11 protein-coding genes are annotated in these 17,120 nt (G+C 70.9%); 7 read left to right on the top strand and 4 right to left on the bottom strand.

Features of this window, described 5'->3' with window-relative positions; translation table 11 throughout:
* The 3 genes from AO398_RS24750 to AO398_RS24740 form a co-directional block, all read right to left on the bottom strand.
* On the bottom strand, positions 1-1,820 hold a 1,820-nt coding region (locus AO398_RS24750), incomplete at its 3' end, for a BatA domain-containing protein (RefSeq protein WP_201025827.1).
* 7 nt (positions 1,821-1,827) lie between these two features.
* A complete protein-coding gene (locus AO398_RS24745) occupies positions 1,828-2,739 on the bottom strand; it encodes a DUF58 domain-containing protein (RefSeq protein ID WP_058194809.1) in 912 nt (303 codons plus the stop codon).
* Between the two features lie 2 nt (positions 2,740-2,741).
* Entirely contained in the window at positions 2,742-3,746 is a 1,005-nt protein-coding gene (locus AO398_RS24740; protein ID WP_058194808.1) for a MoxR family ATPase, read from the bottom strand.
* Positions 3,747-4,036: 290 nt separating this feature from the next.
* Between AO398_RS24740 and AO398_RS24735 the strand changes: the two genes are divergently transcribed.
* A complete protein-coding gene (locus tag AO398_RS24735; RefSeq protein ID WP_058194807.1) occupies positions 4,037-7,144 on the top strand; it encodes a rhamnan synthesis F family protein in 3,108 nt (1,035 codons plus the stop codon).
* Between the two features lie 17 nt (positions 7,145-7,161).
* Positions 7,162-8,697 carry a glycosyltransferase gene (locus tag AO398_RS24730; protein ID WP_058194806.1) on the top strand — a complete coding sequence of 512 codons (1,536 nt, stop codon included), beginning with the start codon at positions 7,162-7,164 and terminating at the stop codon, positions 8,695-8,697.
* Between the two features lie 512 nt (positions 8,698-9,209).
* On the opposite strand, the gene AO398_RS24725 is transcribed toward AO398_RS24730, so the two are convergent.
* A complete protein-coding gene (locus AO398_RS24725) occupies positions 9,210-10,481 on the bottom strand; it encodes an FAD-dependent monooxygenase (protein ID WP_058194805.1) in 1,272 nt (423 codons plus the stop codon).
* 95 nt (positions 10,482-10,576) lie between these two features.
* Here AO398_RS24725 and tesB point away from each other — a divergent pair, with 95 nt between their 5' ends.
* The 5 genes from tesB (at position 10,577) to AO398_RS24700 (ending at position 17,118) form a co-directional block, all read left to right on the top strand.
* Entirely contained in the window at positions 10,577-11,476 is a 900-nt protein-coding gene (tesB, locus tag AO398_RS24720) for an acyl-CoA thioesterase II (RefSeq protein WP_082643436.1), read from the top strand.
* 301 nt (positions 11,477-11,777) lie between these two features.
* A complete protein-coding gene (locus tag AO398_RS24715; RefSeq protein ID WP_058194804.1) occupies positions 11,778-12,116 on the top strand; it encodes a P-II family nitrogen regulator in 339 nt (112 codons plus the stop codon).
* A gap of 66 nt (positions 12,117-12,182) precedes the next feature.
* The gene (locus AO398_RS24710) at positions 12,183-13,697 is read left to right on the top strand and encodes an ammonium transporter (RefSeq protein ID WP_058194803.1); all 1,515 of its coding nucleotides are present in this window, start codon (positions 12,183-12,185) and stop codon (positions 13,695-13,697) included.
* A gap of 182 nt (positions 13,698-13,879) precedes the next feature.
* A complete protein-coding gene (locus AO398_RS24705; protein ID WP_058194802.1) occupies positions 13,880-15,919 on the top strand; it encodes a YgiQ family radical SAM protein in 2,040 nt (679 codons plus the stop codon).
* Between the two features lie 512 nt (positions 15,920-16,431).
* On the top strand, positions 16,432-17,118 hold the full coding sequence (locus tag AO398_RS24700; RefSeq protein WP_058194801.1) for a hypothetical protein: 687 nt from the start codon (positions 16,432-16,434) through the stop codon (positions 17,116-17,118).
* Positions 17,119-17,120 lie beyond the last annotated feature (2 nt).

The following is a 17,120-nucleotide window of genomic DNA, read 5'->3' as shown; positions in this document are numbered from 1 at the left end:
GCCGCGGTGTCGAGGGGCTGCGGGCGGGCGTCGGGCTCCAGAGCGTTGACGCTGAGGCCGCCATCGGCCGGTCCGTAGAAACCGGGCGGGGGCTCGGCGCTCCCCCGGTCAGCATAGTCGGCCGCCCCCGCGGTGGCGGAGGCGGGGGGCGAGCCGAGCGCCCCGAACCCGTCCAGCGTCGCCCGGGGGGCGAGCACCACCGCGGAGGCGCGGCTCGCCTCGCCCGCCGGGGGCGCCGAGGTGCCGGCGAGACCCACGACGCGCCGGAGCATGTCGATGAACAGCCCCGAGAGCGGCAGGTTCGACCAGGTCGTGTCGGCGGTGACGTGGAACAGCACCAGCGTGCCCTGGCCCCGCTTCTGCGCGGTGACGATCGGCGTGCCGTCCTGCAAGGAGGCCCAGGTCCGGTTCGGCAGGTCGCCGTCCGGCTCGGCCAGGATCTGGCGGCGCACGCCGATATCGGCCGGCGGCGTCAGCCCCGCGAAGGGGCTTTCGGGTGGGAATGGCGCCAGGGTCTTGGGGCTGTCCCAGGACAGGGTGCCGCCTAGCGTCCGGTTGCCCCGGCGCAGGCGGACCGGCACCAGCGGGTCGTTGCCGGCGGCGAGGCCGGGGCCGGCGAAGCGCAGCAGCATGCCGCCGGCCTTCACGAAGCTCTCGACCCGGGCGGTGGTCCGCTCGTCCAGCGCCCCGACATCGGCGAGCACCAGCACCGAGACCTGGTTGTCGAGGAGCTGGTTGATCGACTCCGCCGTCCCCTTGGCGCCGCGCGCCTCCTGAACGTCGGCGAAGGGCTGGAGCGCCCGGGCGAGGTAATAGGTCGGCGCCAGCAGGGGCTGGGCCTGGTCGAGGGTGCCGCCGAAGACGAGCCCGACCCGGCGGCGCTTGCCGCGTTCGTCCTGCAGCACGACGGCCCCGGCCGAGCGCTCCCCGGCGATCTCCAGGCGGCTGATGCTGTTGCGCAGCTCCACGGGCATCTCGAACGTCGCCGTCGCCTCGGTGGCGTTGGCCGCGAAGGCGATGTCACGCTCGGCCAGCGGCAGGCCCTTCTGATCGAGGGCCCGGATCACGCCGGTGTCGCGCCCGTTCGGGGCCGCCCGCAGGGCCCGGGCCGTGAGGGTGCCGCCGGTCTCGGAGGCGGTGAGCGCCAGGACCGGCGGTTTTTCCGCCCGCAGCACCGTCAGGGCGGCGCCGCTGTTGCCGACGAGGTCGGCCAGGCCCTTGGCGATGCGCTCGTCGCTGGCGCCGGCGACGCCGTCGCTGATCCAGACGAGGCCGGCGCTCCGGTTCTTCTCCAGGAACGCGCCGATGCTGGCCAGATGCGCGTCGCGGGTCGGCAGGATCGGGCGCGGCGCCAGGGCGCGCAGGCGTTCCAGGGCGGCGGCCGGGGTCCTGGCCTCGAAGGCTGCAGCCGGCTCGGCCAGGCCGATCACCGCCACCGGCCGTCCGTCCCGAGCCGCGCCCTCGACCGCGTCGGTGGCGACACGCAGCCGGTCGCGCCAGTCGTGCGCGGCGGCGAAGCCGTTGTCGAGCAGCACGAGGAGCGCGCTGCGTCCGCCGCCCGCCCCAGCGGCGCCGGGATTCCAGACCGGGCCGGCCACCGCCAGGATCAGCGCGGCGGCGATCAGCAGGCGTAGGAGCAGCAGCCAGGGCGGGGTGCGCGCGGGCGTCTGCCGCTGCGGGATCAGGTCGGCGACGAGCTTGAGCGGCGGGAATTCGATCCGGCGCGGGCGCGGCGGCGTCACGCGCAGTAGGAACCACAGGGCCGGCAGGCCGATGAGGGCGGCAAGCGCCAGGGGCGCCGCGAAGGTCAGACCGAGCATGGCGGCCTCACTCCGGGCCGCGCGCGGCGATCAGCGTGGCGAGCCGCAGGGCTGCCTCGCTCGCCGGGCGGTCGGTGCGGTGGATCGTGAGCGTCCAGCCCTGTTGGCGGACGATCGCCTGGAGGGCGGCGCGGTGCTCGGCGATGCGGGCGCGGTAGCGGTCGCCCCAGGCGCCGGCGTCGCCGATAGCGAGGCTGAGCCCGCCTTCGAGGTCGTGCAGCACGGCCTGGCCGGTGAAGGGAAACGTCTCTTCGATCGGATCGACCACCATCAGCAGATGGCCGCGGCTGCCCCGCCCGGCGAGGCCCTGCACCGCGGTCGCGATCCGGTCGGGTGTGGTGAGGAAGTCGCCGATCAGCACCACCTCGTCGAAGCGCGCTGGGGTCGCCCGGGGCGGCAAGTCCTGCTCCAGGCCGGACTTGTCCGCGATCAGCGCCTGGATCATCCGCTCGACGATGCCCCGCGAGGCGGTGGCCCGGGTCAGGCCGAGGAGCCCGACCCGCTCGCCGCCCTCCACGAAGGCGTCGGCGAGGGCCAGGCCGAGGATCAGGGCTCGCTCGACCTTGGAGGCCGCCGCGAGGTCGGAGGCAAAACCCATCGAGGCGGAGCGGTCGATCCAGAGCCAGATGTTGTGGGCCGCCTCCCATTCCCGTTCGCGCACGTAGAGCCGGTCGTCCCGGGCGGAGCGGCGCCAATCGACCCGCGCGGCGGCCTCGCCGGTGACGAAGGGGCGGAACTGCCAGAAGCTCTCGCCCGGCCCGGCCCGGCGACGGCCATGGAGGCCGTGGGCCAGCAGGCTCGAAACCCGTCGCGCCTCAAGGACGAGGCGGGGCATCGTGTCGGACAGGGCGGTCGCGCCCGCGCTCTCGCGCCTGCCGGGGGTGCGCCGTTCGGAGCCGAGGGCGTGTGTCCCGACCAAGGCTAAAGCTTCTCGGCGAGCTTGCCGATCAGGCCCTCGATGGTCTCGCCGTCGGCGCGGGCGGTGTAGCTCAGCGCCATCCGGTGCTTGAGCACCGGCTCGGCCAGGGCCTTCACGTCGGCCACGGAGGGCGCGACCCGGCCCTCGATCAGCGCCCGGGCGCGGGCGAACGGCGTCAGCGCCTGGCTGGCGCGGGGGCCGGGGCCCCAGAGGAGCTTGTCCTTGACCAGCGGGTCGCCGCCGTCGGGCCGGGCGGCGCGCACGAGGTCGAGGATCGCCTCGACCACGGCCTCGCCCACGGGCAGCCGGCGCACGAGGCGCTGGGCGGTGAGCAGCTGCTCGGTGGACATCACCGCGTGCGGGCGCACCTCGTCGATGCCGGTGGTCTCGATCAGGATCCGGCGCTCGGCGGCGCGGTCGGGATAGCCGACGTCGATCTCCAGCAGGAAGCGGTCGAGCTGCGCCTCGGGCAGTGGGTAGGTGCCCTCCTGCTCGATCGGGTTCTGGGTGGCCAGCACGTGGAACGGTCGCGGCAGGTCGTGGCGGGCGCCGGCCACCGAGACATGGCCCTCCTGCATCGCCTGGAGCAGGGCCGATTGCGTCCGCGGGCTCGCCCGGTTGATCTCGTCGGCCATCAGCAGCTGGGTGAAGACCGGCCCCTGCACGAACCGGAACGCCCGGCGGCGCTCGGCATCCTCCTCCAGGATCTCTGTGCCGAGGATGTCGGACGGCATCAGGTCCGGGGTGAACTGCACGCGCCGCGCGTCGAGGCCAAGCACGGTGCCCAGCGTCTCCACGAGCTTGGTCTTGGCGAGCCCCGGCAGGCCGACGAGCAGGCCGTGGCCGCCCGCCAGGATCGTCACCAGGGCGAGATCGACGACCTTCTCCTGCCCGAAGATCACCCCGTGGATCGCGTCGCGCGCCTGACCCACCGCGGCGAGGCAGGTCTCCGCGGTCGCCACGATGCCGTCGTCGAGGCTGGTGGCCGGGCTGATCGCCTGCGTCATGCGGTTGTCCGTCTCCTATCCGGGGCCCCGTGGAACCCCGTCGGTCATCCGGTCAATGTGGGGCCGTTCGCACCGGGCTGGCAAGGTCGGGATCGCCGCACGCGGTTTGGGCGGGATTATCCGAGGGGTCGGAACTGCTGCGCGGCAGCACCGCGACACGGCCCTTGGCGCGGGCCGGCCGGACCATTAGGAAGGCGCGCGAGCCGGGGCGGCCGGCTGAACCTCCTGATGTCTCTCGCGGATTGCGGCGTAGGCAGCACAGCGGGCCTCCCGCGTATCCGGTACACACCATGCGCCTTCGAGATGTGTTCGTCGCCGGGCCCGCGCGGTCCCTCACGCGCCCGCTGGCCCGGCGCCTGAAGCGGCGGCGGACGAACGAGCCCCGGCAGGCGGATCTGGTGGCGGCCGTGAAGGCCTCGGGCCTGTTCGATCCGGCCTGGTACGCGCGGCGCTATCCCGACGTGGTCGGCGAGGGGATCGATCCGCTCGTGCACTACGCGGTCCATGGCGGGCGCGAGGGCCGCTGGCCGTCGCCGCTGTTCCACGGCGACCGCTATCTCGACGCCGTCCCGGGCCTGCGCGCCGAGGGCGTGAACCCGCTGATCCACTACGTCGAGCGCGGCGCCGATGCCGGCATCGCCCCCAACCCGCTGTTCGACCCGGACTGGTACGCGCAGCGCTATCTCGGCGGCGCCGACGCCCGCGCCCGGGCGTTCTTCCACTTCCTAAAAAGCCCCGACACCGACCCGTCGCCGCTCTTCGAATCCGCCTGGTACCGGTCGCGCTACCCGGATGCCCGGGAGGCGGGCGGCATCGCGCTCAGTCACTATTTCGAGACCGGGCGGAAGCAGGGCTACCTGCGCAATCCGGAAGAGTTCGCCGGGCTGTCCCGGCATGTCGACCTGATCCGCCGCTCGGGCATCTTCGACGCCGAGTTCTATCGCGGGCGCTGCCCCGAGGCCGAGACCAGCGGACTTGAGCCGCTGGAGCATTACGTGATGGCCGGCGGCTATCGCCGCTACGCCCCGCATCCCCTGTTCGACCCGGACTGGTACGCCGCGCAATCGGCGGCGGTGCGCGCCGACAGCCTCAACCCGCTGGTGCATTTCCTGGAGCACGGCGCCCGGGAGGGACTCGATCCCGGCCCCTGGTTCGACACGCGCTGGTACACCAAGACCTATCTCGCCGACGACGAGACGGAGGCTAATCCGCTCGCGCATTTCCTGTCCGACAATGGCCGGCGCACGAGCCCGTCCCCACGCTTCGACGCGCCCTGGTACCTCGCCCGCTACCCCCGGGTCGCGGCGCTCGGGCTCAACCCCCTGGTCGATTACGTCACGACCGGGCTTGAGGCGGGGCAGCAGACCCGCCGGGTCGCCGGCACCGCGGTCCCGGAGGCGGCCGACGCCCGCCTGTCCTGCCTGAAGCGGGAGCCGCGCCGCCGCGGCCGCACCGCCCTGTTCATCACCCATGCGCCGGAGGGGCGCATCCGCGGCCATGTCGAGCCCTACCTGCGGGCGTTTTCCGAGAACGGCATCGACATCGTGCTGATCGTCGCGGCCGACCAGCACAAGACCGCGGTGCCGGAGGCGATCCTGACGCTCTGCGCCTCGGCCTATCTGCGCGAGAACAAAGGGTTCGATTTCGCCGCCTGGGCGCATGTCCTCCTGGAGGACGACGACCTGCTCGATTCCGAGACCCTGTACCTCGCCAACGACAGCCTGGTCGGGCCCCTCGACAGCGGCGACTTCGCCGGGCTGCTGGCGAAGATCGATGCCTACCCGGAGGCGGTGATCGGGCTCGCCGACAACTTCTACTACAGTCACCACCTGCAGAGCTTCTTTCTGGCCCTGAAGAAGCGCTGCCTGTCCTCCTACGCCTTCAACCACTTCATCCAGTCGGTGGCGAACTGGCCGGACAAGAACACCGTCATCACCGAGTACGAGCTGACCTTCTCCGGGCGGATGCGGGCCGCGGGGCTCGGGATGCGCAGCCTGTTCTCGGCCCAGAACAAGCACATGACGCTGGTCAACGACCCGCGCAACAACCGCACCCTGTTCGACTGGGAGAACATGCTCGGCCAGGGCTTCCCGTTCGTGAAGCGCTCGCTGTTGGGCGAGCACGCCGCGATCGGCGGCACGGCGGTGCGCGCGGCGATCGAGGAGCGCGGCTTCGATCTCGACCGGCTCGACCAGACCTTCACCTATCCCGGCCCCAAGATCTGGGCCGACCTGCGCAGGCCCCAGGCGCCGGAGCGGCCGCTGCGGGTCTCCTACGTCTCGCCGATGAACTACGCCAACGGGCTCGGCGTCGCGGCACGCAGCTACGTGCGGGCGCTGCACCGGGCGCCCTTCGCCCTGAACGTGCATCCGATGGAGCGCTCGTTCCACGTCCATGCCCGGGTCGGGCCGGGCTGGCAGGCCCGGACCTTCTCGGGGGCGCCGGATGTCGCCCTGGTGCATTTCAACGGCGACAGCTGGCATTCGCTGATGAGCGCGCGGCAGCTCGCCATCGCCGCGAGCGCGCGGCTCAAGATCGGGCTGTTCGTCTGGGAGACGTCGCACGTGCCCGGGGGCTGGCTGCCCACCGTGGACGGCCTCGACGCGATCTGGGCGCCCACCGAGTTCTGCGCCGCGATCTTCCGTCAGATCACCGACATCCCGGTCGATGTCGTGCCCTACGTCGTCGAGAACGAGCCCGGCGAGCCGGCAAGCGCTGCCGCCAAGACCAACCTGCGCAAGGCGTTTTCCATCGACCCGGCCAGGAAGGTCATCCTCTACGCCTTCGACGGGTCGAGCTACCTCGCGCGCAAGAACCCGCACGCGCTGATCCGCGCGTTCCGGGCGGCGGGGCTGGCGCAATCCGGCTGGCAGCTCGTGCTCAAGACCAAGCACGTGTTCGACCTGCCCGACGAGGGCAAGAAGCTGCTCGACCTCGTCGGCAAGACCGGAGACGTGGTGGTGATCGACCAGCCGCTGTCCCAGAACGAGCTCGGCGCCCTGTTCGAGCTCTGCGCGGTCTATGCCTCGTCGCATTCCTCGGAAGGCTTCGGCCTGACGATCGCCGAGGCGATGGAGATGGGCAAGGTCGTGGTCGCCACCGATTACGGCGGCAGCCGCGACTTCCTCGACGCCACCTGCGGCTTCCCGGTGAAGGCCGAGATCGCCGCCCTGGACCAGACCTACGGGCCGTATCTGCGCGGCGCTGAATGGGGGCAGGTGGACGAGGCCGACCTCGCCCGCGCGCTCACCGACGCCGCCCGGACGGTGACCAGCGGCGACGCGGCGCGGATCGGCGCCGCCGCGCGCGCGCGAATCCGCGAGCGCCTGTCGATCGGCGCGGTGGCCGCCGCCATGGAGGCGAGCCTGTCTCGTCTCCTCAAGGCCGAACGTAGCTGACGCCCGGGAGACGCGCCGTGTTGAACAAGAAGCCGGTCCCGGTCCCGTCGGCCTCCTGGAGCGCACGCGCCTGGCCGGACGCGATCCTGCCGCTGCCCCTCGATGAGCGCTTTCACCCGGTCGACGAGCGCAAGCTGGGACAGGTCGCCGCCGGCCAGCTTCCCGCCTGCCGGGCCGTGTTCGTGGCCCCGGCCGCGTCCGATCTGCACCCGGACCTGTTCGCGCCGATCCTCGCCGCGATGGCCGAGCGGCCGGATATCGGCATCTTCTACGGCGACGACGCCGTGGTGGACGGCGCGGGCCAGGTCCGCAGCGTCCATTGCAAGCCGGCCTTCAACCCGGCCCTGCTCATGGCCGACGATTACATCGGCTTCCCGCTGGTGATCCGCGTCTCGGCCCTGGCGAGCCTCACCCCGGATTTCGGCCGTCGCACCGGCACCGCCGCCTGGTTCCGGCTGCTGCTCGACGCGATCGCGGCCGGCATCGGCATCGACCGGATCCCGCAGACGCTGATCGCCTCGCCGCTGGCGCGGCCGAAGGCGAAGCGCGCCGCCCGGGCCGACGTGCTCGATCGCTGGTTCCAGGGCTCGGGCTCCCCCTTGCGCACCGCCCCCGGCCTGACCCCGGACACGCTGGAGATCCGCCGCAGCCTCGACGCGCGGCCACCCGTGACCCTGGTGATCCCGACTGCGCAGAGCCGGCCCCGGGACGAAGAGGGTCGGATGATCGAGGGCGCCAAGCCCCACGTGATCAACCTCCTCGACAGCCTCGGTCGCAGCAGCTACCCGGCCGACCGGATCCGGGTGCTGATCGGCGACGACAAGGCGGACGACGCGATCTACCGGAACCGCTCCGACCGCTTCGCCGTGACCCGGCTGCTCACCGCGCGGCCCGAGGGCGCGCCGTTCAACTACGCGGCCAAGATGAACACCCTCTGGCGCGCCGCCGAGACCGACCTCGTCATCCTGATGAACGACGACCTGGTGGTGCGCCGCCCCGGCTGGATCGAGGCGCTCCTGACCTTCGCGCTGGACCGCGGCGTCGGCGGCGTCGGCGGGCGGCTGCTGTTTCCGAACGGCAAGATCCAGCATGCCGGCATGTTCGGCGGCATCTTCGATGTCTGCGCCCATCCCTGGTACAACCGCGACGCGGCCGAGCCGACCTACGGCGATTGGGCGCTGGCGCAGCGCGACTGCTCGTCGGTGACCGGCGCGCTGTTCGCCACCCGCAAGGCGGTGCTGGAGGCGGTGAACGGCTTCGACGAGAGCTTCGCCCTCGACTTCAACGACGTCGACCTGTGCTTCAAGCTGCGGATGCTCGGCTACCGCATCGTCTACACGCCGTTCGCCGAGATGGCGCACCACGAGAGCGCCTCCCGGCAGACCAGCTTCGCCCCGGGCTCGCAGATCTCGCGCTTCCTGCGCCGCTGGCACGACGTGCTCACCGACGACCCCGCCTACAGCCCGCAGCTGCGCACCGATACCGACGTGGTCGCCCCCCGGGCCGACGCGGCCCGCTGGGTGACCGAGCGAAGAGCAGGGCAGACGGCCTGAGCCTGCCAAGATCGAGACCGTGCGCCGCTCCTCCTCATTGATTGGGTAGCGAAGCCAGAAGGTGCCGGACGAAGCGCTGGTCCCCTCTCCCGTGCGGGCTAGCGGATTCACACTTCAAAAAGCTCTATCGCAAGTCTCTGAAACACAACGCGTTTCCCCTCCCCCTTGCGGGGAGGGGGCAGGGGTGGGGGTGGTGCCGGACAAGGCGCAGTGGTGCCTTCTGAGCGACCCCCACCTCCAACTCCTCCCCGCAAGGGAGAGGAGAGCGCGCCGCGCTTTCCGCAAGCCGTTGTGTGAAGATCGTATCCCGTGCGGGAGAGGGACAGGGTGAGGGGTGCGACCTCTCCGGAAAGACCTGGTTCCTCACCCCAACCCTCTCCCGAACGGGAAAGGGGGCGCGTTGCGCCTCACAGATGCCGACCTGCGAGTACCGGAAATCTGGGACAGACAGGGCCTTGTCATCTCTGAACGGCGCCTCTTGTCGAACCGTAGACGGGTTGAAGTTTGATCCCTTACAGCGCCTCGCCGCGCATCAGCCGCGACAGGGCGCCCCGGGAGGCCGCGGCCTCGCCGATGAAGAACCGCTTGAGGCGGGGCAGCCGGTCGACGATTCCAAGGCCGAGGTCCCGGGCGAGCCGCAGCGGCAGCGCGTCGTTGGAGAACAGCCGGTTCAGCCCGTCGGTCGCCGCCGCCATGGCGAAGCTATCGAACCGGCGGGCGCGCTCGTAGGCCCGCAGCACATCCGGGCCGCCCGGATCGAGGCCGAGGCGGAGCGCTCCGGTCACCGCTTCCGCAAGCGCCGCGGCGTCGGCCAGGCCGAGATTGAGGCCTTGGCCGGCGATCGGGTGGATGACGTGGGCCGAATCCCCCAGCAGCGCCAGCCGCTCCGCCCGGAACGCCCGGGCGATGCCGAAGGCCAGCGGATGCCGGCTCGGTCCATGCTCCAGGGCCAGCGTGCCCAAGTCGAGGGTGAACCGGCGCTCGATCTCGGCCAGCACCTCGTCGGGCTCGCCCGACAGCAGCGCGTCGGCCTCGTCGGCGCGCTCGGTCCAGACGATCGAGGAGCGGTGGCCGAGGGAGCCGCCGTCCCGCAGCGGCAGGATCGCGAAGGGGCCGGCCGGCAGGAAGTGCTCGAAGGCGCGCCCGCGATGCGGCCGGGCATGCCCGATCGTGGCGACGATGCCGACCTGCGGATAGGACCAGCCGACCCAGCCGATCCGCGCCGCCTCGCGCAGCCGCGAGCGCGCCCCGTCGGCGGCCACCAGCAGGTCGGCCCTGAGGGGCGCACCTGCGGTCAGCTCCGCCCGGATCGCCGCGCCCTCCGGTACCGCCCGCACCACGCCCCCGGTGCGGATGTCGACGCCCGCGCCCCGGCAGGCCTCGGAGAGCGCCCGCGCCAGGGGCTCGGCCTCGACCATGTGGGCGAAGGGCTCGCCCACCGCCCGGTCGGGCTGGTCTTCTTCCTCCGGCCCGAAGGTCAGGAAGACTGGCCGGACCGGGTCGGCGAGGCGGCTGTCGGAGATCACCATCTCGGCGATCGGCTCGGCGGCGGCCGCGATTCGCTCCCACAGCCCAAGCTGCGTCAGCATCCGCCGCCCGCCCGCCGCCAGCGCATAGGCGCGACCGCGATGCCGGGCGGGATCGGCGCCGTGGGGGTCGATCACGGTCACGGCGAGCGCCGGGCCGTGGGCCTGCTTGAGCGCGAAGGCCAGGGCGAGGCTGGCGAGGCCGCCGCCGGCGATCAGGAGGCTGCGGCTGCCGGGGCGGGGCGTCTGGGCCGTCATCGTCACGGATCTCCGATCTGGGGGCCGAGCGCGTGGATCGCTCTGCCCGAAAGGCCTATGTCGCGTTTGGACGACGAACGGAAACCCCGCGACTCATGACCGACGCCACCACCGACGCGATGACCGACGCGGTCGCCGAGCTCATCGCCATCCTCGACCTGGAGCGACTCGAGGTCGACCTGTTCCGCGGTCAGAACCCCAAGACCGGCTGGCGCCGGGTGTTCGGCGGCCAGGTGGTGGCGCAGGCCCTGGTGGCCGCCACCCGCACGGTGCCGGACGACCGGCCGGCCCATTCGCTCCACGCTTATTTCATGCTCCCGGGCGATCCCCGCGCGCCGATCGTCTACGAGGTCGAGCGCATCCGCGACGGACGCAGCTTCACCACCCGGCGGGTCAAGGCGATCCAGCACGGGCGGGCGATCTTCGCGACCACGATCTCCTATCAGGTCTCCGAGGGCGGGTTCGAGCACCAACCGGCGATGCCGGATGTCGCGGGGCCCGACGGCCTGCTCGACGGCAAGGCGCTGGCGGCCTCCGGCGCCACCGGCATGCCCGAGGCGGTGGCCGCCTATTTCGGCCGCGAGCGCCCGATCGAGCTGCGGCCGGTTGATCTCGACCGCTACATAGCCCGCCGCAAGGACGGAGCGCCCCCCGAGCCCGTATTCAATGTCTGGCTGCGGGCGGCCTCGGCGCTTCCGGACGATCCGGCCCTGCACCGGGCGGTGCTGGCCTACGCCTCCGACATGACCCTGCTCGACGTGTCGCTGATCCCGCATGCCAGCTCGGTGTTCGACCCCGGTATCCAGGCGGCGAGCCTCGACCACGCGCTCTGGTTCCACCGCCCGGTCCGGATCGACGAGTGGCTGCTCTACGCCCAGGACAGTCCGGCCGCCGGGGGTGCGCGCGGCTTCGCCCGCGGCCAGATCTTCGATCGCGCCGGCAACCTCGTCGCCTCGGTGGCGCAGGAAGGCCTGATCCGCCCACACGGGGATTAAAACGCCGTCGCGGACGTGTGTTGCAGAAATACACCGGCTGCAATTGCACACTTTCACAGCGATTGCCCGCTTCGTGAGCATGATCGCCGCGGTGTCTGCCTTGCGCTTCGCCGGGTCCGGTTATTTGCTGGGCATATCAGCGTCCGGCCGGAAAGTTCCTCACCCGGCCTGCGTGGCATAGTCCTTGAATAGCCTCGCTCAACCGCGGGCCAGCCCGGCCCGGCGGCGGCCCCGGACCGGGCCGCCGCAGGGATCGGGCGACGGCATCGGTTCCCAAGGACTCGGTAAGGGGGCGCCGCCCATGAAGATCGTGATGGCCATCATCAAGCCGTTCAAGCTGGAAGAGGTGCGCGACGCGCTCACCGGAATCGGCGTCCACGGACTGACGGTGACGGAAGTGAAGGGCTACGGCCGTCAGAAGGGCCACACCGAGATCTACCGGGGCGCGGAATACGCCGTCAGCTTCCTGCCCAAGCTCAAGATCGAGGTCGCGGTCGCCTCCGGCCTGACCGCCAGCGTCATCGACGCCATCGCGGGTGCGGCGCGCACCGGCCAGATCGGCGACGGCAAGATCTTCGTGCTGCCCCTCGAGAAGGCGGTGCGCATCCGGACCGGCGAGACCGACGCCGACGCCCTCTGAGCCGGCTCGCTGCCCGCCTCGACCTTTCCCCAACGCTCAACGAATCGTGACCGGAGCCACCAGTCCATGAAAGTTCGTAATGCCCTCATGCTCGGCTTGGGAGGCGCGGCGCTCGCCGCCCTCCTGATCGAGCCGTCCCTGGCGCAGACTCCGACGACGGAAGCCGCGTCCACGGCCTCGGCGGCGGCTGCGGCCGTGCCCCTGCCCAACAAGGGCGACACCGCCTGGATGCTGATCTCCTCGGCGCTGGTGCTGATGATGAGCGTGCCGGGCCTGGCCCTTTTCTACGGCGGCCTGGTGCGCACCAAGAACATGCTCTCGGTGCTGACCCAGGTCTTCGCGATCGTGTCGATCGTCGGCCTGCTCTGGGTGTTCTACGGCTACAGCCTCGCCTTCACCAACGGCGGCGGCATCAATGACTTCGTCGGCGGCTTCTCGAAGGCCTTCCTCAAGGGCATCGACGCGAATTCGACGGTGGCGACCTTCTCCAACGGCGTCGTGATCCCAGAATACGTCTATCTCTGCTTCCAGATGACGTTCGCCATGATCACGCCCGCGCTGATCGTCGGCGCCTTCGCCGAGCGGATGAAGTTCTCCGCGCTCGTGGTGTTCACGATCCTCTGGGTCACGGTCATCTATTTCCCGATGGCCCACATGGTCTGGTACTGGGGCGGCCCTGACGCGGTCGGCAACGCCGCCGAGGCGCTCGCCGCCGCCACCGACGACGCCTCGAAGGCGACCGCCCAGGCGGCGCTGGACGCGGTCAACAAGGATGCGGGCTTCCTCTTCCAGAAGGGCGCCCTCGACTTCGCCGGCGGCACCGTGGTGCACATCAACGCGGGCATCGCCGGCTTCGTCGGCTGCCTGATCATGGGCAAGCGCATCGGTTACGGCCGCGACCTGCTCGCTCCGCACTCGCTGACCATGACCATGATCGGCGCCTCGCTGCTGTGGGTCGGCTGGTTCGGCTTCAACGCCGGCTCGAACCTCGAGTCCAACGGCACCGCCGCCCTGGCGCCGGTGAACACCTTCGTGGCGACCTGCGGCGCCGCTGTGGCGTGGCTGTTCGCCGAGTGGGCGCTCAAGGGCAAGCCGTCGCTGCTCGGCATGCTCTCGGGCGCGGTGGCCGGCCTCGTGGCCGTCACCCCGGCTTCGGGCTTCGCCGGCCCGATGGGCTCGATCGCGCTCGGCCTCGTGGCCGGCGTGGTCTGCTTCGTGATGTGCTCCACCGTGAAGAACGCGCTCGGCTACGACGACTCGCTCGACGTGTTCGGCGTGCACTGCGTCGGCGGCATCCTGGGCGCCCTGGCGACCGGCATCCTGGTCGATCCGAACCTCGGCGGCGTCGGCATCCCCGACTACATCTCGAAGCCGGGCGAGCTGGCGGTTGGCGCCTACGACATGATGGGCCAGCTCCTCATCCAGGCGGAAGCGGTCGGCCTGACCCTGCTGTGGTCGGGCATCGGCTCGGCGATCCTCTACAAGCTCGTCGACCTGACGATCGGCCTGCGGGTGACCCAGGAAGAGGAGCGCGAGGGCCTCGACATCGCCGATCACGGCGAGCGCGCCTACAACTACTGAGAGCGTCCGGCGCGGCCCTTCAGGGCCGCGCTGCAGACATGGAAAACCCCGGCTCCGTATGGGCCGGGGTTTTTTTGTTCCAGGGCTCCCGCCCCTGGGTCAGGGGCGTTGATCCGGTTGCGGCGTCCGGCCCCCTCGCTCTTCGTTGAGCTCGCGGCCGTGGCGGTCTATGCACCCACCCCATGGACCTCCAAACTTCCGCGAGCCGATCCCTGGCGACCCTCGCCTGCAAGGTGCCGCCTCTCAGGAAGGCGGCGCCGTTCCTGCCCATGAGTCGCGCCGAGATGGACACGCTCGGGTGGGACGCATGCGACGTCGTCTTGGTGACGGGCGACGCCTATGTCGATCATCCGAGCTTCGGCATGGCCATCATCGGCCGATTGCTCGAAGCTCAGGGATTCCGGGTCGGCATCATCGCGCAGCCCGACTGGCAATCGGCGGAGCCGTTCAAGGCGCTGGGCAAGCCGACGCTGTTCTTCGGCGTCACCGGCGGCAATCTGGATTCGATGGTGAACCGCTACACGGCCGACCGTCGCCTCCGGCACGACGACGCCTACACGGCAGGTGGAGAAGGCGGCCGGCGCCCGGACCGCTCGACCATCGTCTACACGCAGCGCTGCCGCGAGGCCTTCAAGGACGTGCCGATCATCCTCGGCGGCATCGAGGCGTCCCTGCGCCGCATCGCCCACTACGATTACTGGTCCGACAAGGTGCGCCGCTCGATCCTGGCGGACGCGAAGGCCGATCTGCTCATCTACGGCAATGCCGAGCGCGCCGTCGTCGAGGTGGCGAACCGCCTGGCGGCCGGCGAGGCCCCTCACGACCTCGACGCCGTCCGGGGCGTCGCCCTGTTCCGCCGCGTGCCCGAGCATTACACCGAGCTGCCCGCCGACGATCTCGATTCGACCGACGAGGCCGCCGCCCGTCGTCCCGGCGAGACCGTGATCCGGCTCCCCGCCTACGAGCAGGTCAAGGACGACAAGGAGGCCTATGCCCGCGCCTCGCGGGTGCTGCACCCGGAGGCCAACCCCGGCAACGCCCGTCCCCTCGTCCAGCGCCACGGCGACCGCGACCTGTGGCTGAACCCGCCGCCGATCCCGCTCTCCAGCGCGGAGATGGATGCGGTCTACGACCTGCCCTACGCCCGCGCGCCCCATCCCTCTTACGGCGACGCGAAGATCCCCGCCTGGGACATGATCAAGTTCTCGGTGACGATCATGCGCGGCTGCTTCGGCGGCTGCACCTTCTGCTCCATCACCGAGCACGAGGGCCGCGTCATCCAGAACCGCTCGGAAGACTCGATCCTGCGCGAGATCGAGCTGATTCGCGACAAGACGCCGGGCTTCACGGGCGTGATCTCGGATGTCGGCGGGCCGACGGCGAACATGTACCGGATGGCGTGCAAGGATCCGAAGATCGAGGCGGCGTGCCGCCTGCCGTCCTGCGTCTTTCCGGATATCTGCCCGAACCTGAACACCTCGCACGACGACCTGATCCGGCTCTATCGCAAGGTCCGGGAGGTGGAGGGCGTCAAGAAGGTGATGGTCGCCTCCGGCGTGCGCTACGACCTCGCGGTCCGGAGCCCCGAATACGTCAAGGAACTCGTGACCCATCACGTCGGTGGCCGTCTCAAGATCGCGCCCGAGCACACCGAGCGCGGTCCCCTCGACCTGATGATGAAGCCGGGCATCGGCACGTATGACCGCTTCAAGGAGATGTTCGACGCCGCCGCCAAGCAGGCCGGCAAGAAATACTACCTGATCCCGTATTTCATCGCGGCGCATCCGGGCACGACCGACGAGGACATGATGAACCTCGCCGTCTGGCTCAAGAAGAACGACTATCGCGCCGATCAGGTCCAGACGTTCCTGCCCTCGCCCATGGCGACCGCCACGACCATGTATCACACCGAGATCAACCCGTTGCAGGGCGTGCGGCGCGGCGGCAGCGAATCGGTCGACGCGATCAAGGGGATGCGGCAGCGCCGGCTCCACAAGGCGTTCCTGCGCTACCACGACCCCGAGAACTGGCCTCTGTTGCGCGAGGCGCTGCGGGCGATGGGCCGCGCGGATCTCATCGGGCCCAGGCCGGACCAACTCATTCCGCTCTCGCAGCCGCCGGGAACGGGCGCCGGTGCGGGCAAGGCAGGCGGCCAGTCGCGCCCCATGCGCCATCCGGGCGCGCCGCGTTTCACCACGAAGGGCGTGCCGCTGAGGAAGTGACGGTCTGGCGCGCCTGGTCGCCAGATCTTCCAGGGGCGGCTTTCGGGGCTCAATGCTCTGCCGCGGGTAAGCCGAAAGCCAGCCGTCGCGGACGTCCCGACGGGGATCCAGCGTCAGATCTCGACCCCTGGGAAGCGCGCGGCTGATGGAAGGCCTCCTTCGAGGTCCGGTGATCGTCGATCGCCGGGCCCTTCAGCATGCGGGGTTGGGTTGAAACGGTGCCGATCGGGCCCGGACGAGACGCCGTCCTGAGCTGGGCAACCAAGATCCGAACGACCGCGCCATCACCGCTCCCCGCCACGAACCCACACCCGCAAACGCGCCCGCGCCAAGCGCCCGCGACACCCCCGCGCGCACTGACGCAGCCCCCTCCAATCGGCGCGGACAAAGCTCTCGCACCCTTGCGCACGCCTCGGTGATCCCGCATATCCGGTGAAACAAAACAGGAACAAAGAGCGTCGCCTTAGAAAGCTGTGGATGACGCAGCCGTCTCTCACCGGAACGAGCCCCGCATGCGAACCGCCGACAAGCAGATCGCCGACATCCTGGTGCGCTACGGGGAGCCCTTCGGGGGCAACGTCTGGCGCGTGCAGGGCACGGCCGTGATCTACCACAAGACCCTGGAGCGCATCGCCGCGCAGGCCGGGATCGTGTTCGAGCCGCCGACCATCATCCGGGCCGAGCGCGACGAGGCGGTGCTGCTGGTCACCGGGCGCCTCCCCGGAGCGAAGGCCGGCGCGAAACAGGCCGCCGACCGGATCGAGTGGTCGATGGGCGAGGCGCTGGTGAACGTGAATTACCGCGTCTCGGGCAAGCAGGCGGCCTACGTCTACGCCATGGCCGAGAAGCGCGGGAAGGACCGTGTCATCCTCAAGCTGATCGAGCTCCACGGCCTGGTCTACTCGGAGGAGGAAGCCGACGAGTTCCGGGCCCACCTGCCCGCCGTCCGGGCGGTGGACGAGGATTTCGAGGAGGCCCAGCCCTTCGACGAGGTCACCGAGGCCGAGGGCGATCTCAAGCGCCGGATCGACGAGGCCGAGACGATCAACGCGGTCACCGACCTGATGCTCGACGGCGCCACCCAGGCGATCCTGGCGGCGATGCCGCCCGGCACCCGGGACGAGGTCCGCGACTACGCCAAGGCACGCCTGGTGGCGCTCGGCTGGCCGAAGCGCGCCGGCCGCCGCAGCGCCGCCTGATC

The sequence above is a fragment of the Methylobacterium sp. GXS13 genome (assembly GCF_001455965.1).
Classification (GTDB): Bacteria; Pseudomonadota; Alphaproteobacteria; order Rhizobiales; family Beijerinckiaceae; genus Methylobacterium.
The sequence above is the reverse complement of the archived record's forward strand: the minus strand, read 5'-3'. Positions and strand labels throughout refer to the sequence as shown.